Origin of the sequence: Thermogemmatispora tikiterensis (genome assembly GCF_003268475.1) — a bacterium.
GTDB lineage: Bacteria > Chloroflexota > Ktedonobacteria > Ktedonobacterales > Ktedonobacteraceae > Thermogemmatispora > Thermogemmatispora tikiterensis.
Genome location: NZ_MCIF01000002.1, coordinates 4,515,250 through 4,537,470, shown reverse-complemented (window position 1 = coordinate 4,537,470; position 22,221 = coordinate 4,515,250). Strand labels below are relative to the sequence as shown.

The window sequence follows — 22,221 nt, the reverse complement described above, 5'->3', positions numbered from 1 at the left end:
CTTTCTGATCTGATCCGACACGGCTTTTCTTTGTGCATCAGGCAACCTGACGCCTCACGGTCACCGCGCTCAGCCCAATCATCAGCAACATGAAGACCAGCAACGCCGCCAGCTGCGGAGCAATCTGAGCGAAGTCGCTTCCTTTGAGCATCACGTCGCGCAGGGCCTCATTGGCATAGGTCAAAGGGAGGAGATAGGAAACGGGCTGCAGCCAGGCAGGAAGTTGCGCTACAGGCCAGAAAATCCCCGAGAGCAGGACCTGCAACCCAAAGACCAAAGGGATAAATTGGATGATCTGAAACTCATTCTGGGCAAACGTCGAGAGAAAGATGCCCAGGTTCACGCCGCTCACTGTCAGCAGGATCGCCACCAGAAAGACCAGACCGAGATTCCCCTGATAGTGCACTCGCAACACAAAGATCACGAAGAGCAGAACGACAACGGCCTGCACCAGGGCGAAGAGGGTGAAGCCGCAGACATAGCCCATGACCAGCTCGCCGCGGCGCAGGGGCGAGGCCAGCACCCGCTCAATCGTCCCCTGGGAACGCTCGCGCAGGAAAGCTACCGAGGTGAGCAGAAAGACGAAGAAGAAGGAGAAGACTCCGATAAAGACAGGAGCCAGAGCGTCGTTAAAGGTATAGTCCGGGCCACCATGCAGGTAGCGCGGCGTCGCCAAGGTCAGCACTGAGGTCGCCGGCACATTGACGGCAGGCACCGGTCCCTGCTGCCCCTGACCCCTCTGACTCTGGGCCTGCACCAACGCCACATCGAGCTGACGAACCAGAGCCGTCACGCTCTCACGCATGGCCGCGGCGACCGTGGGATCAGACCCCTCAAGCACAAGCTGCAGCCTGGGATGCTCGCCGTGCGCCAGTTGGGCGGCGAGATCCGTCGGGAAGATCAGCGCAGCGTCGGCCTCGCCCTTGTTGAGGACGCTCTCCACCTCATCGGCAGCGATCGTCATTGTCTTCAGGCGCGAGGCCGGTGGCAGCAGGCGATCGATGAGGAGATTGAGGGCCTCGCTCCCCGTCCCGGTGGGGCGCACCAGGGCCAGCCTGGGTACAGCGCCGCTGCTTCCTGTGAGCACGACATACAACACGCTCATCACCAGCAAGGGCACGAGAAAGACCAGGGCCAGCGTGCGGCGATCGCGCACGATCTGCCGCATAATGCGCGTTGTCAAGGCTAGAATACGCGTTCCACTCATGCTGTGACCTCTTCCTGCCGTCCACGAGCGGCGTAGTAGAGAAAAGCCGTCTCCATATCGCTGGTGCCAGCCCCCGCCAGCAGCTCCTGGGGCGTACCGCAGGCCAGCAGCTTGCCGAAACGTAACAGTCCCAGTCGACTGCAGCGCGCCGCCTCATCGAGGTGATGCGTTGAGACCACAATAGTCGTTCCCTCGCCATTGAGCTGGGCGAAGTAGTCCCAGAAAGCACGTCGCAGTTCGGGGTCAACTCCAACCGTCGGCTCATCCAACAGGGCCAGCCGCGGGCGATGCACGAGTGCGCAGGCCAGAGAGAGGCGCTGGCGCATACCACCGCTGAAGGTCGCCACCACGCGATCAGCATTGGCACTCAGCTCGACCCGTTCCAGGATCTCATTGATGCGCCGCTCTCGCTCCTGACCGCGCAGGCCATAGATACTGCAAAAGAAGCGCAGGTTCTCGCGGGCCGTCAGGTCAAGATAGAGCGCGCTGAGCTGGGTCATGTAGCCGATCGAAGCGGCAACCGCCGGATCGGGCAGACACCGCCCAAGCACGCGCACACCGCCCGCCGTCGGACGCACCAGACCGGCCAGCATACGCATCAGCGTTGTCTTGCCGGAGCCATTGGGTCCCACCAGCCCGAAGGTCTCGCCCGTTCCAATGGTCAGGTTGAGGCCATCGAGTACGCGCAGCTTGCCAAAGACCTTGACTACCCCCTCGCAGACAACCAGCGGCTCACCAGCACCCGTTGCTAGCGAGTGCGACCCCGTTTGGCTGCTCTCAGCCATGTTGCTTCCTCCTTCGTATTAACTGATTGATTAATTAATAAGTAGGACCAAAAAAGAGCTTAGCCGCCCGACGGCAGCAGGCCCGGCAGAATGGTTCTCAGGACGAGTGACACCAGCTCCCCGTGTGAATAACGCAACACACTGGCGTCGCGTAATATCTGGCGGCGCATTACCAGCCCCATCATCGCGCTCAGCAAGACCTGGGCCGCCTCTTCGGTCGACATCGCCGGGCGTAGAGCGCCTTTCGCCTGCTGCAGCCGCAGGTAGCGCTGCAGAACATCGATGATGCGCGGCAGGAACAGCCCTGGTAGGAGCGGGATCTCCTCGCCGTGGAGCAGCTCCGAGAGGACTGTACGGATCAGGCTAATGACCTGCTCGCTCTCGATAATCTCCAGGGCCTGGAGCAGGATTGCGCGCAGAAACTCGGCAGGGGGCGCATCCCACTGGGCCGGCTCCAGCTGCTCAAAGAGGCGCAGCGGTGAGCGGCTCTCAATCACCGCTTGCAAGAGGGCCTCCTTATCGGCAAAATAGTAGTAGATCAGCCCTGGCGTAATACCCGCCTCGCGAGCGATGTCCTTATTGGTCGCCCGCGCGAAGCCCTTGCGCGCAAAGACCCGCAAGGCCGCATCGATAATCTGCTCGCGGCGATCCTCTGTTCCTTCCGTCTTAGGCCGACGTGCCATCTCTCCCTATTCCATTATTTAACTGACTGATTAATTAAGATGATATACTGGGGAAGAGGGGTTGTCAAGGCTGCCCGCACGGGTGAGCGGAGTGGCCAGCATGATCAGGGATCGACGGTTGGGGGAGCCGTATAGCTGATGCGATAGATATAGCCGCCCTTATCGTCGCTCACGTAGAGGGAGCCTTGAGGATCGACGGCCAGGCCCACGGGGCGCCCGGTGGCGTCGTTATTATTCAGCAGCCAGCCGGTAGCGAAATCCTCGACCGGGCCAGCGACCGCGCCGTGGGCATCGAGCGGGATAAAGACCACCTTATAGCCTGTTGGCACTGTGCGGTTCCACGAGCCGTGGAAGGCCACAAAGAGGCCGTGGTAGTGAGCGGGAAACTGGTTGGCTGTATAGAAGACCAGACCCAGCGGAGCCGAGTGGGCCTGCATCTTCACCAGCGGCTGTACCACGCCGCGGCAATCGCCGGGGTGACCATAGTCGGGATCGATAATATCGCCGGCCTGGCAGCGCGGCCAGCCATAGTTACCGCCCTCCTGGAGGGCATAGATTGTCTCCGGCGGCGTATTATCGCCCATGAGATCGCGGCCATTATTGGTCACCCAGATCTGGTTATTCCACGGATTGATAGCCATGCCGACGGCATTGCGCAGGCCGCGGGCGTAGATCCTGCCGCCGCTGCCATCGAGGTTAAAGACCATGACTGTAGCGCGGCGGGGGTCCGACTCGATACACACATTGCAAGAGGAGCCAATCGAGACATAGAGGCGACCATCGGGGCCGATCAAGACCGTGCGCGTCACATGGTTGCCGCCCGTAGGCAGGTTGGGCACAATCACCTTGCGACTCGTCACATGGAAAGAGGCATCCAGTGTAAAGCGTGTCACGCGTGAAGCCTCGCCCACGTAGAGGGCGCCCTGATAGAAAACCAGACTGGTTGGATCGTTGAGGCCCGAGACCACAACCACGCGGCGGGCAGCTTTCCCGCTGTGCGTTGGATCGGGCAAAGCCACAATGCTCCCGGTGCCGCGCTCGGCCACAAAGAGCGTGCCATCAGGGCTGAAGGTAATAAAGCGGGGAGCAGACAGACCCTGGGCAAAGACCGTAGCGCTGAAGCCGGGGGGAAGATGCAGAGAGGCGATGGAGGCATTGCCGCCCACGAAATGCGAGCCAGTCAACAAGCTACGCACCAGCGCCCGCTGACTATAGAGCAGGGCGGCCAGGATCACCAACACGGCCACCAGGAGCGAGAGAACTATCACCAGGCGCCGCCGTCCGCGGCGGCGCGTCGGCTGTACTGGCTGACCACTTGTGACCGGCAGGCGTTCCTCTTCGTCCGACATAACATTCTCGCTCTGGTCAGGGCCTGCACTGAGCTGTCAGCTGCCCACAGGGCCGTGGCCGTGCAAGCAAGCAAGCAAGCACAAAGCCGTATGACGCTTCTCAAAAGAGTACAGAACCGTGAAATAACGGCAGGCTCCTCAGCCGCCAGCCAACCCGTCCGCCTGGCCTGCCAGCCGGACTGGCTAGGAGACCAGCTCCAGCTGCGAGATCTCCAAAACACGCGCTAAGAGACGAACGTGATAAGGCTGAGGCTCCTCGCGCCCGTCCTCCAGGTGAGCGATCGTCGTCCGACGCAGCCCAGTCATATCGGCTAATTGACCGATGCTGAGACCACGACGCTGTCGCCAGAGACGGAGGTTGGGGAGACCGCGCCGCCGAGACTGTGCCTTCCTTTGCGTAGCCTGTGCCTTCATAGACCCTCTCCTTTGAGGATAAGCTCCTTCCTCCTGGCGCCGCTCAGCGTCGTTGCAGAGTGAAGCGCCGTCGTGAGCAGGATCGCGCCGCTGCTCTTCCCGTGCGAGCAAGCTAGCGCGCGCGAAATGAGCAGCGCTACAATCGTGCTCCTCCTCTTAGAGGATACCAGATCAGCCCGGCCCTTGTCCAGAGAGGAACCACGCCAGAAAACCAGTTCAGATTAAGACCCGCGCAGAGCCGCGAGATAGCCAGGCCAGAACAGGAGAGGCTGGCCCGCCCGGCGCTCCGCTAGGAATGATGCTGGCTCGTCTGGGAAGAAACAGCCGTCGTATGGCCGCCGGCACTCTGATGACTCTGGACCGGTGAGCCATGAGACGACGAGATCTTGGCCTGGCCCAAGCTATCGGCAGGCTGATCCGGGCCAACCAGACGGAGATAAGGGCTATCCAGGCTGCTATCGAGCGAGAGCGAGAGGATCACGCCATCGAAGGGACCAGGCAGGTAGCGATTCAGAGCGGTCGCTGAGACCAGCGAGACGCCGGTATGCAGCAGATGCTGTACCAGCAGCACCTGCAAGGAATTTGCGACAGAGAGCAAAGCCTCCACATTGAGGCCTGTCTGCGGCGAGCACTGGCCAGCAATCCAGAAAACGACGCCATCGCGCTGAGTAAGCAGCTCGCAATGACCGTTGTAGATCCAGCGACGTGCGTAGGTATTAATGGTCACCCACTGACCTTCAATATAGATGGCCGCCGCGCGTCCCTGGCTATCGACCTGGAGAGGGTGAATGGCATCGGCCTCCACCACCTGATAAACCTGGCCCTGGGGCTTAAACTCGCGGATCGCCAGCTCGCTCGCATCATGCCAGGGGGAACCAGGTGCCATTAAGGAGTAGCGGAACTCCACCATCGGCCCGTCAGTCCACACGGGCCAGTCGCGCACGTGATCGCTGTAGAGATAAATGTTGCGTAACACATAGTGATCAGGAACCTCTGCTGGCCAATAGAGAGGGAAATGCAGCTCGCGTTGAACGGCCAGTAAGCTCACCTGATCGTTGTGGCCTGTGGTCGCATTGAGAGGAGAGCTGACCACAGGTCTCGTCAACGGACCATGCACCGGATAGACGCCACTCTGGACCCCCTGCAGCAGAATCACCAGCCCAGAGGCGAACGATGGGGCAGTAATGACCATCGTCAGAATCATGAAGAGCAGGAGCGAGGCGCTGGCCAGCAGCAGACGTCGGCTCAGGCCCACCCCGCGCACCAGCTCTTTCCAGAGACGTCTCTCCTCCAGGTTAAAAAGACGACGTTGCAGCTTCAGACGTTGAAAGACGCGGGCACGTATTCTTTGCTCAAAACCGGAATCGACCGGTGCAAAACGCGGATCTTCAGACTCAAGTAAGGTATGCACAAAGTATGGCGGAATCTCCTCCTCGGGGAGAGAGAAGAGCGTATCCAGCTCTTGGGCGAAGGCCACTTCCTCCTCACTGAAATCGGGAGGAAGCGTCACCCTGCGGCCACCGAATGAGAAAGAGACAGCATCGCGACATTCCCTGTTCTCTGCCTGCTCCTCAAATTCGCTCATACTCATGTGCATACTCCTTGAGCGCCTCGCGCAAGCTCTTCCGCGCTCGCCACAGGCGGGTATCGATCGCGTGGCGAGTGAGACCTGTTCTGGCCGCCAGTTCTTCCGTGCTGGCGAACCGGAAATAGCGTTGATAGATCAGGTAGCGGTCAAGCTCAGGCAACGTCGCCAAGGCCAGGCGCAACTCTTCGCGCCTTTCATTCTGTTCCAGCAGCAGCTCCATGCTGGTATCAGGATGAGGAGGCAAAGGAACGCGATTCTCCGCTTCCTGGCCACCCCATCGGTTCCCTTTTCGCCCACCGCTGCCATCGGCAGCAGCCCACTGGCCATTTTCCTCCGCCGGCTGGACAGCGTGCACCTGTCGTCGACAGAGCTGACGGCGTCGGTCCAGCGCAATGTACTTCGCGCGCATCGTCAGCCAGGTACGGAGCGTACCACGACTGGCATCGAAGGTCTCGATCTCCTGCCAGGCAGCCACAAAGAGATCGTTGACGCATTCCTCCGCATCCTGGACCACCCCCACGCCATTGAGAATCAGCCGAATAAAATAATAAATCTCGCGCGAGTAACGCGCAATGAGGGTTTCCAGGGCATCGGGATTGCGCTCCTTCAACTGCTGAACGAGGTCTTCATCCGACCAGTCCTGTCGCACCATGCTCGCTCCTTGGGATATCAGGTATATCCTCCCACAAACAGGACCTGCTTGCCGACCACCTCTTCAGCAAGTCGTGCGGCGTCACCGCACACCGCGGCAGCGCCCCTGGCCGGGGGATATACCGAGTGGTGGTGCTGCGCCATCATCCAACAACATACTACGCCCCGCCTTGCAGGGCTTCTCACATACTCAGCCGCTGCGGACCCCGCCCGTCCTCCCTTCACCTTCTCTGGCCCGCTCACCTATCAGGTCTCGTAGGCGAATCCGGTGCTTGCTCCCTTATCTCCCTTAGACCCAGGCTGCTTCCCTGCATCTTCTCTGGCGTGTGGGCTTCTTACTCCCTTCTCCCGCGCGTGAGTACTGCTGCTTGTTGCTTGCTGTTGCCAGTGATGGCGTTTTTTCCATTGTGACGGAAAGCTTGCTGAAAGTCAAGGCCGCCAGTGCCCCGGAAGCCAGTGGTGAAGATTCCTCTCCCGACTCCCCTCCTCCCTCGTTCATCGCCCCTCCCCCACCCCTCGCTTTTCCTGGCGATTCTGTATCAGCGCTCGCTTACTTCCAGCAGCTGGGCATGTTATAATACCTCAACATCACAGCTCAACCAACCCAACCAGCTTCACGTAAGGGGTGCCTGAAGATGACCTTCTCCATCGTTGCCCGTGATCCGCAGACGGGTGAACTGGGCGTTGCCGTCCAGTCGAAGTTTTTGGCCGTGGGAGCCGTCGTTCCCTGGGCCAAAGCTGGCGTCGGAGCCATCGCCACCCAATCCTGGGCCAACACCACCTACGGCCCACGCGGTCTAGAGCTGCTGGCCCGTGGTCTTTCGGCTGCTGAGACCCTGGAGCAGCTGCTGGCGGACGACGCCGAGCGCGCCAAGCGCCAGGTGGGCATTGTGCCCGCCAGCGGCGCGCCGGTCACCTATACCGGTAGCGAATGCTTTCCCTGGGCCGGTGGGCGCGTCGGCGAGCATTATGCCTGCCAGGGCAATATTTTGGTGAGTGAGGAAACGGTAAACGCGATGGCGCGCACTTTTGAAGAGACGTCGGGCCAGCTCTGCGATCGCCTGCTGGCAGCCTTAGCCGCAGGTCAGGAAGCTGGCGGCGATAGTCGTGGCCAGCAGTCAGCGGCTCTGCTGGTGGTGCGCGAGAAGGGTGGCTACGGGGGTTTCAACGATCGCTTCATTGACCTGCGTGTCGATGATCATGCTCGTCCGATTGAGGAGCTGGCTCGCCTCTTGCGATTGCACAAACTCTATCTCTTTCCCCCTGATCCCCAGGATATCCTGCCGATCGATGGGGCAATCGCACGCGAGCTGCAGGAACTACTGACGCGCAGCGGTGACTATCACGGCCCGCTCTCGGGTGTCTTTGACGAGCAGACACGTGAGGCTTTCTGGCACTTCTGTGGGCGCGAGAATCTGGAAGAGCGCTGGCTGGAAGGGGAGCGCATCGATCGCGTGGTGCTGACCTTTATGCGCGAGCGTCTGGGCAGTTAGCGTAACGGCATGGGTCCGTCTGAGGTGGACGCGGGGGCCCGCTTTTTGCCATCCGGCGGGCGGCCCGCCACCTCACAGTGCGCTACTGAGAGAGAGGGGGAGCCGCCTGTTTTCTGGGCCGCTCCCCCTCTCTCTTTACTTGCTCTTCTGTGTCCGGCAGCGCTATCAGGCTGAGCTGAGCCGAGCTGAGCGCTGCACCAGCCTCTAGCCTAGCGTCTGGCGTTGGCCTGGCCGCGGTTGAGCACCGGGATCTTGGAGACGGTCCAGCGGTCGTTGGGGCTGGCGACCTCGAACTGCACCATCGAGATGGCGTCGGTCGGACAGCGCACGATGCACAGGCCACAGCGGATGCACTTCTCCTCGTCGATAATCATGTCGGCACCGCCCTGCCAGGTCTCGGCCAGCTGATGGAGGGGATCGCCCTTGACCACCCGCGAGAGGCCTTCCATGCTGATGCAGTCGTACGGACAGATGTCGACGCAGCCCGAGCAGAGGATACAGATCGAGGGATCGATCATGATGTTGAGCTGGCACTGCAGGCAGCGCCGTGCTTGAATGACTGCCTGCTCGGGAGTATAGCCGGTCTCGGTCTCGCGGGTATAGCTATAGCGCTCCTTGACGGGCAGCGATGGTATATTCTCATGCGGGATCGACTCGTAGTCATCGACCATGCCGCGGCGGTAGTCGGGCAGCTCGATCTCTTCAGGTGGCTCCGCCGGCTTATCCTGCCCGCCGAGATAGCGGTTGATGGCAATGGCGGCATCGCGTCCGTCGGCGATGGCCGAGATCAGGTTACGCGAGCCTTCGGTGAAGTCACCGCCAGCGAAGAGGCCGGGATAGCTGGTCATCCAGGTCTCGCGATCGATCAGCGGCACGCCAGTGCGGCGATTGACCTCCAGATTCAGCTCCTTGGCCGGAATCCAGGAGGAATCGCTATACTGACCGAAGGCGGCGATCACCATGTCGATGTCGTCGAGAACAAACTCGCTGCCTGGGATGGGAATCGGACGGCGACGTCCGCTGGAGTCAGGATCGCCGAGCTTGTTGCGCACAAACTTGATGCCGCTGACGTGGACGCCATCCTTGCTCAGAATTTCGGTCTGCGTGACCAGATACTGGAACTCGACGTTTTCGCGAATCGCTTCATCAACTTCGTACTCGTCGGCTGGTTGCTCCTCTTTGGAGCGGCGGTACATGACGTAGACTTTCTCAGCGCCGAAGCGGATGGCGGTACGGCAGCAGTCCATCGCGGTGAAGCCGGAGCCGAGGACGACGACGCGCTTGCCGACAAAGACCGGTTCACCATAGTTGGTCTTGGCTAGAAACTCGATGCCGTTCATGACGCCGACAAGATCGGCGCCGGGGACGACCTTCCCGTCTGGTCCGGTAATCGGGTTGGAGATATAGCAGCCGGCAGCCAGGAAGACGGCATCGTACTGCTTGAGCAGGTCGGTGAGCTGGATGTCGCGCCCAACGCGCGTGTTGTAGACCACCTCGACCCCGAGGTCATCCATGTACTCGTTGCACTCTTCGTAGGTGACGCTGCGCGGCAGACGCCAGATTGGGATACCGTTGACCATGACGCCGCCCGCTACGGGGTCGGCTTCGTAGATGGTCACTGGATAGCCCATCTCGCGCAGATCGCGGGCGCAGGCGAGGCCGGCAGCGCCGGCTCCAACGATGGCAACCTTCTTGTCTCTGGTGATCGGGGGCCGCTCGGCGCGATGGCGGAACTGGCGATGATCGGCGGCGGCACGCTTGAGCCAGCAGATGGCAATGGGTTTGCCATCGATCTTGTTGCGCCGACACACCGGCTCACAGGGACGCGCGCAGGTGCGCCCCAGGACGCCCGGCACGACGTTGGCCTTGCGGTTCAGCAGGTAGGCCTCGTCAAAGCGCGCCTGCGAGATGAGGCCGATGTAGGTTGAGACGTCGGTATGCGCCGGACAGCCTACCTGGCACGGTATATTGGTTTGATACCAGTCAGGGCTGGCCAGGAAGGACTGGTATCGGGGTTCCAGTTCGCGATCAGGATCAATCATAGCGGGAGAATCCTTTCCTGAGCATCCGGTTACTTGCTCTCGTCGCCCGGAGTCACGTTTCGGCTCTGCCTGAACGAATGGGTGGAAGCCAACGCGGGCCGCGGGGCGCTCGCCTCTCTTTATCCTTCTTCCTTACTCTGGCTGGGTATTCGCCTGATCAGTCTGCTTTGCTGGCGGCCTTTCCTTTTGCCTGGTGAGGGGCTACCCCTCTCGGCAGCCTCGTCAGGCTTCCCCTTCCCTCTCCGGTCTTCCGGTCAATGCACAGGTTCGCTTGCTTTGCTTTGTTCGCTGTTGCTAGCGTTGGCTATTGACGAGACTGGACCGCTTTGCGGGGCGGTGTATTTCTTCCGTCCGTCAGATTATAGCATAGCGCATGGAGAGGAACAAGGCGCAAAGGGGCCAGAGCCTGGCTGTCAGGCTGCCTGAAATTGCCTGGATTGAGCGGCTACGCTGCCGAAGCTGCTGCCGGGCTGCTCTGACTCTGAGCCTGGTTGGCGCTGTCGCCCCTCAGTTTTCCACCTGCTGTTGGCCGCATTTAGTGCAGGCGATGGATGACAGTGGCTTCTTCGGCTCCGGCTTCGACAGGCGGCGGCGAGGCGATGAGACCAGCCAGGAGGGCGGCGCGCGGCGGCACGCTGTCCAGTAACAGATATTCATCAGGACTGTGGTCGTTGCCCCCAATGGGACCAAGACCGTCGAGGGCTGGTACTCCATAGAGGGCGGCGTAGCTGGCATCAGAGGCGCCGCCGGTCAGGACATGCTCCAGGGGAAAGCCCAGGAGGGCGGCAATAGCCTGGGCCTGCTCTGCCATGCAGCGCGCAGCAGGGGTACAGACCAGGGGATGCTTGAGATGGGGATCTTCTTCTAGCTCCAGGCGCACGCCGGGGACGCGTTGCTGCTGGAGTAGTCTCAGCCAGCGCTCTTCGGTGGCCTCTTTATCCTCAAGGTGCAGGAAGCGCAGGTCAAAGCGCGCTTCGGCGTAGTCCGGGACGACATTGGTGGCGCTGCCGCCGCTGATGAGGCCCGGTGTGATGGTGAGGCCCTCGCGCCAGCCGGAGAGGCCGGCAAATTGGAGAACCTGATGGGCCAGTTCAACGATGGCGTTGCGGCCTTTTTCGGGTTCGACCCCGGCATGGGCGGCTCTGCCGTAAGCACGCAGGGTGTAGCCGGCGTTGCCCTTGCGCGCGCTGACAATAGCGCCGTTGGCACGGGCAGCCTCCAGTACCAGGGCCCGGTGGGCGTCGTGGAGGACCTGCTCCATGAGGTCATCGCAGTGGCGAACGTTGATTTCTTCGTCGGAGACACAGAGGAAACGCAGCTCGCCGAAGGGACGGTAGCAGAGAGACTGCATGGCCTCCAGAGCGTAGAGCGCGGCCAGGATGCAACCTTTCATATCGCAGACACCGGGGGCATAGAGACGGTTACCTTCCCGACGCAGGGGGCGAGCCGCCGCGGTGCCGACAGGATAGACAGTGTCGCTGTGGGCCAGGAGGACCACAACATCGTCGCTGTCGCCCTGGCCGCGCAGCCTGCCTAGCAGATCGTTGCCCCATTCCTGACGTTCGACAATGGTGACTTCCAGGCCGAGGGCCTGCAAGCGAGTGGCCAGCCAGTCTGTCGCCTGATCTATGCCAGCTTTATGAAAGGTGAAGGTTTCGAAAGCGCAGAAGGTGCTCAGGTCATCAATATAGCGCGCCAGTCGCTGGCGGACGTATTCCTGAACATTGAGTACAAGTGTACGTAGATCCATGACTGCCTCCCCACGAGCCAGGGCTGGTTTCTTGTAATTGAACGAGAGGATAGACGAGATGTGTGCTCTTGTCAAGAGTTTGGAGGACATTTGTCTCTCATTTGGCAGCACATCGCTCTATCATAGGCCCTCAGTCTGTCTCGCCGCCGCTATACCGGCAGTGAGGGAAGAGCCGAGCATCCCGTACCTAACCGCACTACGCTGGACGGCACTTTCATGTACTTGCTGCCCTCCGTTGAAGAGCGGTGACAGAATCCCGGCGATGAAGTTGCGAGCTACCATTGCCCTCTTTGTACCACCATTCAGATCTGCAATAATCGTTTCTTCACGATGATACAGAGTGCTCAGGAACATGTGCCTCTTTCTTACTGATCAGTTAATAATAGTTAAATCATGTTATATACAAAATTTCCAATATTAAAAGATATATTACTGAACAGGCTTGCAGATCTAGTGATAAGGAGAGGCAAGCATCATGGCAGCTAGCTCTTCTGGTCCAGAAGATAAGGGACTGGTGCAGGTGTCACCATCGAGCCTGCAGAGCATCTCTCATCCTTTTGATATGACAGCTAAGCAAATCTCAGATTGGACTGGCTCTTCAGCGCATAGGCTTCAACCTGGGCCTGACAGGCTTGATCTTTGAGGGACTGGATCTGCAGCTCTAGCAGCGATGTGAAGAGATGATTTTCCCTGGTTTTGAGCCTGATTTCGAGCCGAACGGCGCTGTTTGCAGACCGCAGCTGAGTGGTCTGATGCCAGGACAGGAGCATCCTGGTCTGACCACGGATCAGAAGGGATGGTCGCCTGGCGCTATCTCCTCGCACAGTGACAACCAATTCCTTCCAGACGCCCACCACCGGTAGTTTTGAGCCAGATCCAACCTCGACGCCAGAGGCGATTTTCACGGCCATTGCTCAGGAGAATATTGCCCATAACGAGCAGAACAGTCCTTCACTGCAACAGAAGCAGCAAGATTCTGGTTTGCAGACTGGTTCTCCATCGCCATCCTCGTTTACTCCCAACACTGGAGGCATACCTTAGCATAGCTGGCAGTCGTAGCCTCAGCCCCAGCGAGAGCCAGAGGGATCGGGATGGCAAATCGGACCGGGCATCAGCTTTCAGCTCCCTTCTTCTGAGGAGGTGCCTTGATAGATAGTTGCTGGCTGGCGGTCAGGAGCAAGAATCGCTACCTGGCAGTTTCCTGACCACCCCTGACCGTTCTATGCGAGTCCGCAGGCTTTTCCTGCACTGCGATCATCGCTGGAGCTGAGCAGATTTCCGACGCCCTGCGGCCTCAGCCTTGGTAGACAGACAGACGGTGCGTATTGCTAGAGCATGCTCATGAGAGAAGATACATGTCAACGTTACTGTCGAGGTCTGCGCTCAGCCCCCTGTCAGATCCCCCACGTACTGCCGTCCAGCAGTCGCTCGTCTGGCACATCCTGCAGCACTTCTATCACTTCCAGACCATCTCCCGCGATGTCCACTGGCTCCTCAACCTCCGGCTCCCCTAACGCCAAGGGCTACCCTTCTGCTCGCCCGGCAGGCCCTCAGCCCCACCATCGGGTGACCACGCAGGGGGGCTTGCTCCCTCCCAGGCTCAGACCTCCCGTGTCAGGCGACAGGGCCCCGCGTGACTCTCCCCACCTTTCACCAGCCAGAGAGAGATTGTATAACATAAGCGGGGCACCACCCCGCGTCAAGCAGTTTTTCCCGATCCGAACCTGCAGGAACTGATCAATCTGGAAGGAAAGGAAGAAGGACAGCATGTCGCAGCACGAGCACTCAGGCCCGGCAAGGCAGCCGGGCACCAGTGGACCGCGCACCGTCCGCGCCCCGCGAGGCACGCAGCTCTCCTGCAAAGGCTGGCAGCAAGAGGCAGCCATGCGCATGCTCATGAATAATCTCGACCCAGAGGTTGCCGAGCGGCCCGACGAGCTGGTCGTCTACGGCGGCTCGGGACGCGCCGCCCGCTCATGGGAGGCCTTCGACGCCATCGTCCGCGCTCTCAAAGAGCTGGAAGATGACGAAACCCTGCTTGTCCAGTCAGGCAAGCCCGTTGGCATCTTCCGCACCCAGCGCGACGCGCCACGCGTCCTCATCGCCAACGCCAACCTCGTCCCCCATTGGGCCACCTGGGACGAATTTCGCCGCCTTGAAGCCCTGGGACTGACGATGTACGGCCAGATGACCGCCGGCTCCTGGATCTATATCGGCTCTCAAGGCATCGTCCAGGGGACCTACGAGACCTTTGCTGAGGCCGCACGCCAGCACTTTGGCGGCACCCTGCGGGGGAAATTCGTCCTCACCGCCGGCCTCGGTGGCATGGGCGGCGCCCAACCGCTGGCGATCACCATGAATGAAGGCATCTGCCTGGCAGTCGAGGTAGACCCGCAGCGCATCCAACGACGCCTACAGACTGGCTACTGCGACGAGATGGCCAGCACCCTCGACGAGGCTCTGGCACAGATCCGCGAGGCCCGCGATAACGGTCAACCGCTCTCCATCGGCCTCATCGGCAACGCCGCCGAAGTCTACAGCGAGCTGGTCCGTCGCAACCTCATTCCCGACCTGGTCACCGACCAGACCGCGGCTCACGACCTCCTGAACGGCTATATTCCCGCTGGCCTCTCGCTGGAGGAAGCCAACGACCTGCGACGGCGTGACCCGCAGGAATACATCGAGCGCGCTCGTCAGTCGCTCGTCAGCCAGGTACGCGCCATGCTGGAAATGCAGCGGCGCGGCGCCATCGTCTTCGACTACGGCAACAACCTGCGTGGCCAGGCCCTGGCAGCAGGCGAGCCGCACGCGATGGACTTTCCCGGCTTCGTCTCTGCTTTCATCCGCCCTCTCTTCTGCCGGGGCAAAGGACCGTTCCGCTGGGTGGCCCTCTCAGGCGATCCCGAGGATATCTATCGCACCGACGAGACCATCCTCGAACTCTTCCCCGAGGACCAGGCCCTCCGCCGCTGGATCACCCTCGCCCGCGAGAAGATCCACTTCCAGGGTCTGCCCGCCCGCATCTGCTGGCTCGGCTACGGCGAACGCGCCAAAGCCGGCCTGGCCTTCAACGAGCTGGTTGCGCGTGGCCTGGTCAAGGCCCCTATCGTCATCGGGCGTGACCACCTGGACAGCGGATCAGTCGCCTCGCCCTATCGCGAGACCGAGGGCATGAAGGACGGTAGCGATGCCATTGCCGATTGGCCCATTCTTAATGCCCTCCTCAATACGGCCTCGGGCGCTACCTGGGTCTCCTTCCACCACGGCGGCGGCGTTGGCATCGGCTACTCGCTCCACGCCGGCCAGGTGATCGTCGCCGACGGTACCCCCGAGGCGGTGCGACGCCTGGAACGGGTGCTGACGAACGACCCCGGCATCGGCGTCGTTCGCCACGTCGACGCTGGCTATGAGGAAGCCCTGACCTGCGCTCGCCAGTGGGGCCTGAAGCTGCCGATGTCTCCACCGTCATCCACACAATAATCATCGCCCCCATCACCGACCGTAATAACATCAGGCTGGGGTCCCCTCCGAGAGACGAAGGGGACCCCAGCCTGTCTAAGTGACCCAGCCTCGGCCTCAATCAGGTCTGCACCTGATTGCCGTTCGTCTGTGGGGCCCGATCGATCTTCCAGGTCCCGTTTTCGCGCACAAAGTTCATTGTGCCCGTCACTATGCGCGGACTTCGCTGGAAGGCCAACGATAGCTGTGCAGTGGCATGGTCCCCATTCTGCTGAAAATTGGTGGCCGAGCAACTGGTAACTGGTCCCACGAGAGTCGTGATAGTCTGAAAAGCTTGAGTAAACTGCTGCTCGCTCTCACTAGCCTGCAGCGTGGATGAAAATTGCCCATAGGCCGTATGATAGTCACTCTTCTTCAGAGCGCTGCAGAAGGTGTCAACTGTCTTCTGAGGCGAGGAAGCAAGCAAGCCGAGAGGGCCAGGAAAATTGAGAGGGTTAAAGAGCACTACAACCAAAACAAGCAACAAAAGCACCAACACCAGGAGACCGGCGATCAGGCAACCTGCGCGTCCGCCGCGCCGCGCTGGCGGTTGCGGCTGCGGTGGGAACTGCGGATAGCCTGGCGCCTGACCGGGGAAGGATGGCGCCCCCTGGGGAGGTGGACCATAGGGTGCCGGCTGTACGGGGTAGCCCGGCGGGGCTGCCGGTGGCTGTTGACCATAGCCCTGGGGAGCCGGCCCTCCATAGGGCTGAGCCTGCCAGCCTCCTTGCTGGGCATACCCTTGCCCCTGGAGGGGAGAGGCAGCAGCAGGGGGCGACTGATATGCTGACTGAGGATAGGAGGGCGCTGCCGGAGAGGGCTGGAACTGATCGGGTGAACCAGCCACCACCGTACGCTCCTCGGCCTCGCTCCCAGCACCAGCAACCTCATAGGTAAAGACTGTCTCGCCAAAACGAATGCGATCGCCCGAGTGCAGTCGCCAGGGAACCTGACTGGTCAGGCGCTGATCATTGACAAAAGTGCCATTGGTACTGCCTCGATCAACCAGGCTGTACCCTCCGTCCTCAGCCCGAAATTCCGCATGGTGTGACGAAACCTGTTGATCGTTCAACCGAATCTGATTATCGGGCGCACGTCCCACACTCGTCACGCCTGGCCCCAGGGTGATACGCCCCTGTGGGCCGTTCAAGCTGGCTTCCACAAGAGAACTCCTTCTTCCTTATCGAGGTCTACGTCCTTCCCGCTTGTCTGCTTAGAGCCATTCACCCGACCAGACCACCTTGGTCACAGTGGACCAGACCGCTCTGCCTGGTGACTGTACCACTGATTACTACGCAAGCGAAGCTGATGTGGCTTCGACACGCCATTCACTGACTTGAGCCTGCCCCTGGCCGGCCTGCGATTGCCTCACGGCTAGCAGCCTTTTTCTTCTTGGTCAGCCTCGCTCGCTCACTTCAAACAAGAAGTGGTTGGAGCATTTAGAGTGACAAACAATCGGCTTGAGGTGTTCCGGCAGCCCAATCTTCGCTATACCCCAGAGGAAACTCCCGCTTTGCCTGGCACAGTTCACCCTTTCCTATCCCTTTCCAAAAAACGCAGCAAGCGTCCTTTTTTCAAGGAGAGCTATGCCCAGAGCTGGACCATGCCCTGTCAAAGGTACTCAGGAGAGAGAATTGAGGCGCCAGAGGTCGGCCTCCAGCACCAGCTCATCCTCATCCGTTTCCGTTTTGCCATTGGCATAGGTAATGACTCCATCCACCATGAACCGATCAGCTCTTTTCTGTACCGCTCCCACGGAGCAGCTCTTGATCCCCCCATTGCTCTTGATTACCGGACTCACTATGTTGACAAACTGACGCAGGCTGCCAAAGTGGGCCTGGAAGTCCAGGCTGAGTAGTTCATAGGCGATGCTATAAGTGCCCTGCTGCAATGCCTTGCAGAAACTCAAGAGGGAGCGCTCCGGCGTCGACAAAGACGACAGAGCATCGATCAACCAGTCATCCATTGCAGGTACCAGCAGGGCCGTGCCCTGCTCCGGCTGGGCCTCCAGCTGGTAGCGTACCACGACCAGGGCCTTGGCCTGGGTGGGGGCCACCCTCTCAAGCTGTGAGGAGCAGGAGGTGATACCATCCACGAGCAAACGGAAAAGCCCAAGAGAGACATGACGCTGAAAAAGCGGGGTCAACTTTGCGTAAGCGGCTTCAGCTTTGCCTTTTTCCAATCCTGAACACAGGGCGCTGAGCGAGCGCGGCAGCGCTGTGAGCGTCTCGTCCTCGCTAATCAGCCAGATTCCGCCCTGCTCGTTCAGGCTGACCTGCTGGGTCTGCAGCTGACCAGCCCTGGTGAGTCGCAGCACTGCTGTTGCTGTTGTTCCCCGCACATGCAAGGCCTCATAGCTACAGCGCTCGGTCTTGCCCAACACGCCAGAGAAGACCAGAAAAGAAGCCTGACGCTGCAAAGCTGAGTCCAGATAGCGATAGGCCGAGCCGGGATCACCCTGGCTCAGAGCAGAACAAAAAGCGGCTAATGACTTTTCTGGGGTCGAATGGAGCGCAGAGCCGTAGTAGAAGGCCGCCCCAGCGATCAGTGCCAGCAGCAGAGTTGCGGCCAGGGCGACCAGGAGCAGCCGTCGACGCGCGCGCCGACGCCCTCCACTGGCTGGTGGCGCTGGCGGTGACCAGCTCGACTTGTCAGCTGTCACAGTCCACGGCGGCTCAGGGCTGCCATAAGCTATCTGACCATTGGCATGACCGTTGGAACCGGCGTGCAGATCTGGCAAACGCCCATTATCAGGATCAATAGACCACATTGGTGCCTCTTTTCCTTCCGTCCCTCCGCCCTCCCGTCCCCTCCCATCAGGCAAAGTCAACATCCTTTCCTCGCTTCTTACCCTGCCTCTCAGCCGGTCACCGACCAGGATGTCAAAGGCGCGAGCCAGCAGAGCAACCTTCCCTTGTGTTGAGCAACAGGGCAGGACGGCAATAGAGCCATACAGGCTACTGGCCAGCTACTTGCCAGCACAGGGCAAACAGGGCATACTAAAGAGACAGCAAGAGCGCCATAGCAGCAGAGGAACCAAAGCCAGCCAGCGACTGGCTCCGGCGCGAGATCGACGCCGACCTTTCACTCCCCGCGCGTGCCGCAGGCTGAAGTATCCAGCAAAGCTGACCCAACTGGCCTTCAGGGGCGAGCACGCCACAAGGAGCAAAGCATGAACGACATCATGCTCACCGAAGAAGATGACATCATCATCAGCACCACCAGACTCACAAAGGCCTTTGGCAACCTCGTGGCAGTCAACGATCTGAATCTGCGCGTGATGCGAGGCGACGTCTTCGGCTTTCTCGGCCCCAACGGCTCGGGCAAAACCACCACCATTCGGATGCTGCTGGGGCTGATCCGTCCCACAGCGGGGCGCGCCTTTATCTTTGGCATGGACACCCACTATCAGCTGCCGCGCATCCTGCGGCGCATCGGTGCTGTCGTTGAAACGCCCGTCTTCTATCCCTACCTCTCTGGGCGAGACAATCTGCGCATCATCGCCGCGGCCTCAGACATGGCGCGGCATCCTCTCACCGACAAGCGCATCGAAGAGATCCTTGAACTGGTCGAATTGCGCTCCCAGGCCGGGTTAGCCTATCACAAATACTCGCTCGGTATGAAGCAGCGGCTCGGCATCGCCGCAGCTCTCCTGACCGACCCCGAGCTGATCCTCCTGGATGAACCAACCAACGGCCTGGACCCGGTCGGCATGGTTGAGATTCGCCAGCTAATCGTGCGTCTGGCCCAGCAAGGAAAGACCATCTTTCTCTCCAGCCACATTTTACACGAAGTTCAGCAGGTCTGTAACCGCGTAGCCATTCTGCACCGGGGCAATCTGATCAAGCAAGGTGACGTCAGCGCCCTCCTGCGCCAGAGCGAGCACATTCTGATCCGTATGAACAGCGCTGCCGAGGCCCGGGCGGCCCTGCAGGCCTTGCAGGAGGCACGTGAGCGCGGAGCCAGCTGGATCAAAGCCATTGTAGCGGTGGGAGTTGGCCCCAGCGAGCAGCCTGGAAAAGCGAGCGAGGCCAGCGGGGAGGTGGCGACAACACTGCGTGTCGAGGCGCCGGCGGAGCGCTCTGCAGAGATTAATGCCTTACTGGCTCAGCGGAACCTTTTCGCGGCAGCAATCCATCCCCAGGAGGGTAGCCTGGAAGAGGCCTTCCTGGAACTCACGGCAGCTGCGCAACTCCACGGGGCAGCGGCCTCTGGCCTCGGCGGCCTTCCTGCCCCTGCGCCATATGGCAGAATCGTGCCGGGAGAAGGAAAACGTCAGTAAGCGAAAGGAGCAAGGAGAAACAGAGCCTATGCATCCCATAGACACAGGTCTTTCTACGTCGGCTAGAGAGGGCCAGCCGCTAGCCGAGCAGTTTGCCAGCGCGCCGGTCCTCCTGGGTCGGCGCGACTACCTGAGTGTTCTGCTGCGTCTGACCGCGATGGAACTCTACAAGCTTCGCCGCCGTCCGCTGACGCGGATCTCAGCCCTGATCGCCTTGCTAACCACCCTGCTCGTTTTTTTTGCCCTCTTCCTCTTCTCGACAGGAGACGGGAGTGGCCAGGTAGTCAGGCTGCTCCTGCCTCCCACCTCTCTCAATATTGCCGTGCAAACAGCCCTTACACCTTTTACCATTTTAATTATTATTATCGCGGGAAGCACAGCTGGAGGCGAGTACACTCAGGGAACGATTCGCCTGCTCTTCACCCGGGGGCCTACACGCACGCAGTTTCTGCTTGCCAAGGTGGGGGCCATGCTCATCTGCTGCATCGTGGGCATCAGCGTTCTGAGCATCAGCGGCCTGGTGATTGGCTACTTGCTCAGTCTTCTCAGGCAGGCGCCGAGTCCAGCTCCTTTTCTCACGACGAGCTGGCTGCTCCATACTGGCCTTTTTCTGCTTCTGGCTATTTTCAACTGGTTCATCTTCGCTGTCATTGCTCTTTTCTTCGGCATCCTGGGCCGCTCCAGTGCTGCAGGTATTGGAGGAGGCATCGTCTGGTATCTGCTAGAGCCGATCATTGGGCAAATCTGCCAGCTGAGCAGCGAGCTGGTACAAGGTCCAGTCAGCGCCTTCCTGCGCGCTCTTCCCGACTATCTGATTGGTAACAATCTCGCTACCTTGATGGCTCACCAGGGATATTATATCTTTGGGAGTAGTAGTATCTCTACACTGCCCGATGCGGAAGCCCTTACAGTGCTGCTCGCCTACATCGTGCTCCTCTTGAGCATTGCTGGCTGGCTGAACCATAGGCGAGACATCACCAACTGACCTTGACTGAAACAGAATCGAGCGAGGCCTAGCCATGAAAATGCTCGATGCCGCCCCAATCAAAGCATATGGCTATGAATTGGGCTTTGACCTCGTGCAGATCACAGGGGCAGAAGCTTTCCCCGAGACCGAGCGCGTCATCAAGGAGCGTATTGCAGCGGGTCTCATGGACGGCCTCCCCTGGTTCACCAGCGAGCGAGCGGAAGTCTCTTGCCATCCCGACGCCCTCCTGCCGGAGGCTCGTTCGATCATCGCCCTGGCCATGTCTTACCTCAGCGAGCCGCCGGAGGAGCCAGAGGATGACCAGCCACGGGGCCGTATCTCGCGCTACGCCTGGGGTGAGGACTATCATGAGATCATCAAGCCCAAGCTGAAGCAGTTTGCCGACTGGCTGCGGGAATATGCGCGTCGTGAGGCCGGGCAAGAGCTAGAAGCACGACTATTCGTCGACACCGGGCGCATGGTTGACCGCGCTGTCGCCCAGCGTGCTGGCATCGGCTGGTATGGCAAAAATACAACCATTCTCACACGCGGCTGGGGTTCCTGGGTCTTTCTTGCCGAGATTGTGACAAACCTGCCACTTCCTGCAGACGAGCCTTTGCAGGCCAACTGCGGCAAGTGTGAACGCTGCCTACACGCCTGCCCTACGGGAGCTTTACCCGCTCCCTATGTGCTGGACAACCGGCGCTGCATCTCCTATCTCACGATCGAGCTACGCGGTAGCATCCCGCTAGAGCTGCGTCCTCTCATGGGGAACCTGATCTTCGGCTGCGACATCTGCCAGGAGGTCTGTCCCGTCAATCAGGTTGTGGAGAAGCGTCTCGGGCTGCGTCAGGCCGAACGAGCAGTGGAGCAGGCCGGCGATGGGAAGACGGAAGCAGCAACGGTGAGGTCCAAACAGCGACCGCAGATGTGGCTGAGGAGGCGCGATGAGTTCCGCCCGCGGCCCCAGGTTGGCGGCGTACCCGAGCTGATCCCGCTGCTGGCCCTCAGCGAAGAGGAGTTCCGCGCCCGCTTTCGTCATACACCTATCTGGCGGGCCAAGCGACGCGGTTTGCTGCGTAACGTCTGTGTAGCGCTGGGAAATCTCGGCGACAGGCGGGCCGTACCGGCCCTGATTCAAGCCCTCTGGGATGCAGAGGCCCTTGTGCGCGGGCATGCAGCCTGGGCACTGGGGTGCATCGGGGGAGAGGAGGCTCGGCGGGCGCTCACAGAGCGGCTTGAACAGGAAGAAGATCCAGAGGTTCGTCAAGAGATCCTGCAGGCACTGACCATGCTGGATGGCAAGAATTAAGGAAATAAAAAAAGGCGTTGATCACGCCTTTTCCCATGTAAAGCAGCAGCTACCGACCGCCCTTCATTGAGCGGCGAGAGACAACTGATCGCGAGACACTTGCCTCAATTTTGCCGAGAGAAAGCAGACAACAGCTACAAGCCGGTCAGCGACATTTGGCCAACAAGAACGCAGCGCCATGAAGTGCATAGGAAGGAAGG

Annotated in this window: 17 protein-coding genes; 5 read left to right on the top strand and 12 right to left on the bottom strand. The window is 60.3% G+C overall.

Translation table 11 applies throughout. From position 1 onward, the window contains the following. Window positions 1–37 precede the first annotated feature (37 nt). From A4R35_RS18190 to A4R35_RS18160, 7 genes are all read right to left on the bottom strand, one after another. Window positions 38–1,207, bottom strand: coding sequence for an ABC transporter permease (locus A4R35_RS18190; RefSeq protein WP_112431827.1), 1,170 nt, complete (start codon window positions 1,205–1,207; stop codon window positions 38–40). Continuing rightward, window positions 1,204–1,992: an ABC transporter ATP-binding protein gene (locus A4R35_RS18185; RefSeq protein ID WP_112431825.1), complete on the bottom strand. Its 789-nt coding sequence runs from the start codon at window positions 1,990–1,992 to the stop codon at window positions 1,204–1,206. Before A4R35_RS18185 ends, A4R35_RS18190 begins: the two co-directional genes overlap by 4 nt. Window positions 1,993–2,051: 59 nt before the next feature. Further along, entirely contained in the window at window positions 2,052–2,675 is a 624-nt protein-coding gene (locus A4R35_RS18180; RefSeq protein ID WP_112431823.1) for a TetR/AcrR family transcriptional regulator, read from the bottom strand. A gap of 104 nt (window positions 2,676–2,779) precedes the next feature. Continuing rightward, entirely contained in the window at window positions 2,780–4,024 is a 1,245-nt protein-coding gene (locus A4R35_RS18175) for a PQQ-dependent sugar dehydrogenase (protein WP_112431821.1), read from the bottom strand. Between the two features lie 183 nt (window positions 4,025–4,207). Further along, the gene (locus A4R35_RS18170) at window positions 4,208–4,438 is read right to left on the bottom strand and encodes a helix-turn-helix transcriptional regulator (RefSeq protein WP_069802127.1); all 231 of its coding nucleotides are present in this window, start codon (window positions 4,436–4,438) and stop codon (window positions 4,208–4,210) included. Window positions 4,439–4,727: 289 nt separating this feature from the next. Then, complete coding sequence (locus A4R35_RS18165; RefSeq protein ID WP_146747259.1) at window positions 4,728–6,029, bottom strand: hypothetical protein; 1,302 nt, start codon at window positions 6,027–6,029, stop codon at window positions 4,728–4,730. Next, entirely contained in the window at window positions 6,010–6,678 is a 669-nt protein-coding gene (locus A4R35_RS18160) for a sigma-70 family RNA polymerase sigma factor (RefSeq protein WP_112431817.1), read from the bottom strand. Before A4R35_RS18160 ends, A4R35_RS18165 begins: the two co-directional genes overlap by 20 nt. Window positions 6,679–7,312: 634 nt before the next feature. On the opposite strand from A4R35_RS18160, the gene A4R35_RS18155 reads away from it, so the two are divergent. Then, the gene (locus tag A4R35_RS18155; protein ID WP_112431815.1) at window positions 7,313–8,170 is read left to right on the top strand and encodes a DUF1028 domain-containing protein; all 858 of its coding nucleotides are present in this window, start codon (window positions 7,313–7,315) and stop codon (window positions 8,168–8,170) included. Between the two features lie 209 nt (window positions 8,171–8,379). Here A4R35_RS18155 and A4R35_RS18150 read toward each other — a convergent pair whose 3' ends face one another. From A4R35_RS18150 to A4R35_RS25030, 3 genes are all read right to left on the bottom strand, one after another. Beyond that, the gene (locus A4R35_RS18150) at window positions 8,380–10,212 is read right to left on the bottom strand and encodes an FAD-dependent oxidoreductase (RefSeq protein ID WP_112431813.1); all 1,833 of its coding nucleotides are present in this window, start codon (window positions 10,210–10,212) and stop codon (window positions 8,380–8,382) included. Between the two features lie 535 nt (window positions 10,213–10,747). Next, window positions 10,748–11,962: a M20 family metallopeptidase gene (locus A4R35_RS18145; protein ID WP_189362009.1), complete on the bottom strand. Its 1,215-nt coding sequence runs from the start codon at window positions 11,960–11,962 to the stop codon at window positions 10,748–10,750. Between the two features lie 1,394 nt (window positions 11,963–13,356). Further along, entirely contained in the window at window positions 13,357–13,482 is a 126-nt protein-coding gene (locus A4R35_RS25030; RefSeq protein ID WP_262982342.1) for a hypothetical protein, read from the bottom strand. A 247-nt stretch (window positions 13,483–13,729) separates the two neighbouring features. Here A4R35_RS25030 and hutU point away from each other — a divergent pair, with 247 nt between their 5' ends. Further along, window positions 13,730–15,442, top strand: a complete 1,713-nt coding sequence (gene hutU / locus A4R35_RS18125; protein ID WP_112431803.1) for a urocanate hydratase — start codon at window positions 13,730–13,732, stop codon at window positions 15,440–15,442. Window positions 15,443–15,542: 100 nt separating this feature from the next. On the opposite strand, the gene A4R35_RS18120 is transcribed toward hutU, so the two are convergent. Then, entirely contained in the window at window positions 15,543–16,622 is a 1,080-nt protein-coding gene (locus tag A4R35_RS18120; RefSeq protein WP_112431801.1) for an Rv0361 family membrane protein, read from the bottom strand. A gap of 459 nt (window positions 16,623–17,081) precedes the next feature. Continuing rightward, window positions 17,082–18,230, bottom strand: a complete 1,149-nt coding sequence (locus A4R35_RS18115) for a hypothetical protein (RefSeq protein WP_112431799.1) — start codon at window positions 18,228–18,230, stop codon at window positions 17,082–17,084. Between the two features lie 402 nt (window positions 18,231–18,632). On the opposite strand from A4R35_RS18115, the gene A4R35_RS18110 reads away from it, so the two are divergent. From A4R35_RS18110 to queG, 3 genes are read left to right on the top strand one after another with little or no spacing between them, the layout of a single operon-like run. Further along, entirely contained in the window at window positions 18,633–19,742 is a 1,110-nt protein-coding gene (locus tag A4R35_RS18110) for an ABC transporter ATP-binding protein (RefSeq protein WP_223258391.1), read from the top strand. 28 nt (window positions 19,743–19,770) lie between these two features. Continuing rightward, entirely contained in the window at window positions 19,771–20,727 is a 957-nt protein-coding gene (locus A4R35_RS18105; protein WP_189362008.1) for an ABC transporter permease, read from the top strand. A gap of 34 nt (window positions 20,728–20,761) precedes the next feature. Continuing rightward, a complete protein-coding gene (queG, locus tag A4R35_RS18100) occupies window positions 20,762–22,021 on the top strand; it encodes a tRNA epoxyqueuosine(34) reductase QueG (RefSeq protein WP_112431795.1) in 1,260 nt (419 codons plus the stop codon). Window positions 22,022–22,221 lie beyond the last annotated feature (200 nt).

Bases quoted from the DNA above. Each gene is read 5' to 3' on its own strand.
- A4R35_RS18105 (WP_189362008.1), top strand. From the start codon at position 19,771: ATGCATCCCATAGACACAGGTCTTTCTACGTCGGCTAGAGAGGGCCAG.
- A4R35_RS18145 (WP_189362009.1), bottom strand. From the start codon at position 11,962: ATGGATCTACGTACACTTGTACTCAATGTTCAGGAATACGTCCGCCAG.
- A4R35_RS18150 (WP_112431813.1), bottom strand. From the start codon at position 10,212: ATGATTGATCCTGATCGCGAACTGGAACCCCGATACCAGTCCTTCCTG.
- A4R35_RS18115 (WP_112431799.1), bottom strand. From the start codon at position 18,230: ATGTGGTCTATTGATCCTGATAATGGGCGTTTGCCAGATCTGCACGCC.
- queG (WP_112431795.1), top strand. From the start codon at position 20,762: ATGAAAATGCTCGATGCCGCCCCAATCAAAGCATATGGCTATGAATTG.
- A4R35_RS18190 (WP_112431827.1), bottom strand. From the start codon at position 1,207: ATGAGTGGAACGCGTATTCTAGCCTTGACAACGCGCATTATGCGGCAG.
- A4R35_RS18180 (WP_112431823.1), bottom strand. From the start codon at position 2,675: ATGGCACGTCGGCCTAAGACGGAAGGAACAGAGGATCGCCGCGAGCAG.
- A4R35_RS18110 (WP_223258391.1), top strand. From the start codon at position 18,633: ATGAACGACATCATGCTCACCGAAGAAGATGACATCATCATCAGCACC.
- hutU (WP_112431803.1), top strand. From the start codon at position 13,730: ATGTCGCAGCACGAGCACTCAGGCCCGGCAAGGCAGCCGGGCACCAGT.
- A4R35_RS18185 (WP_112431825.1), bottom strand. From the start codon at position 1,992: ATGGCTGAGAGCAGCCAAACGGGGTCGCACTCGCTAGCAACGGGTGCT.
- A4R35_RS18160 (WP_112431817.1), bottom strand. From the start codon at position 6,678: ATGGTGCGACAGGACTGGTCGGATGAAGACCTCGTTCAGCAGTTGAAG.
- A4R35_RS18170 (WP_069802127.1), bottom strand. From the start codon at position 4,438: ATGAAGGCACAGGCTACGCAAAGGAAGGCACAGTCTCGGCGGCGCGGT.
- A4R35_RS18155 (WP_112431815.1), top strand. From the start codon at position 7,313: ATGACCTTCTCCATCGTTGCCCGTGATCCGCAGACGGGTGAACTGGGC.
- A4R35_RS18165 (WP_146747259.1), bottom strand. From the start codon at position 6,029: ATGAGTATGAGCGAATTTGAGGAGCAGGCAGAGAACAGGGAATGTCGC.
- A4R35_RS18175 (WP_112431821.1), bottom strand. From the start codon at position 4,024: ATGTCGGACGAAGAGGAACGCCTGCCGGTCACAAGTGGTCAGCCAGTA.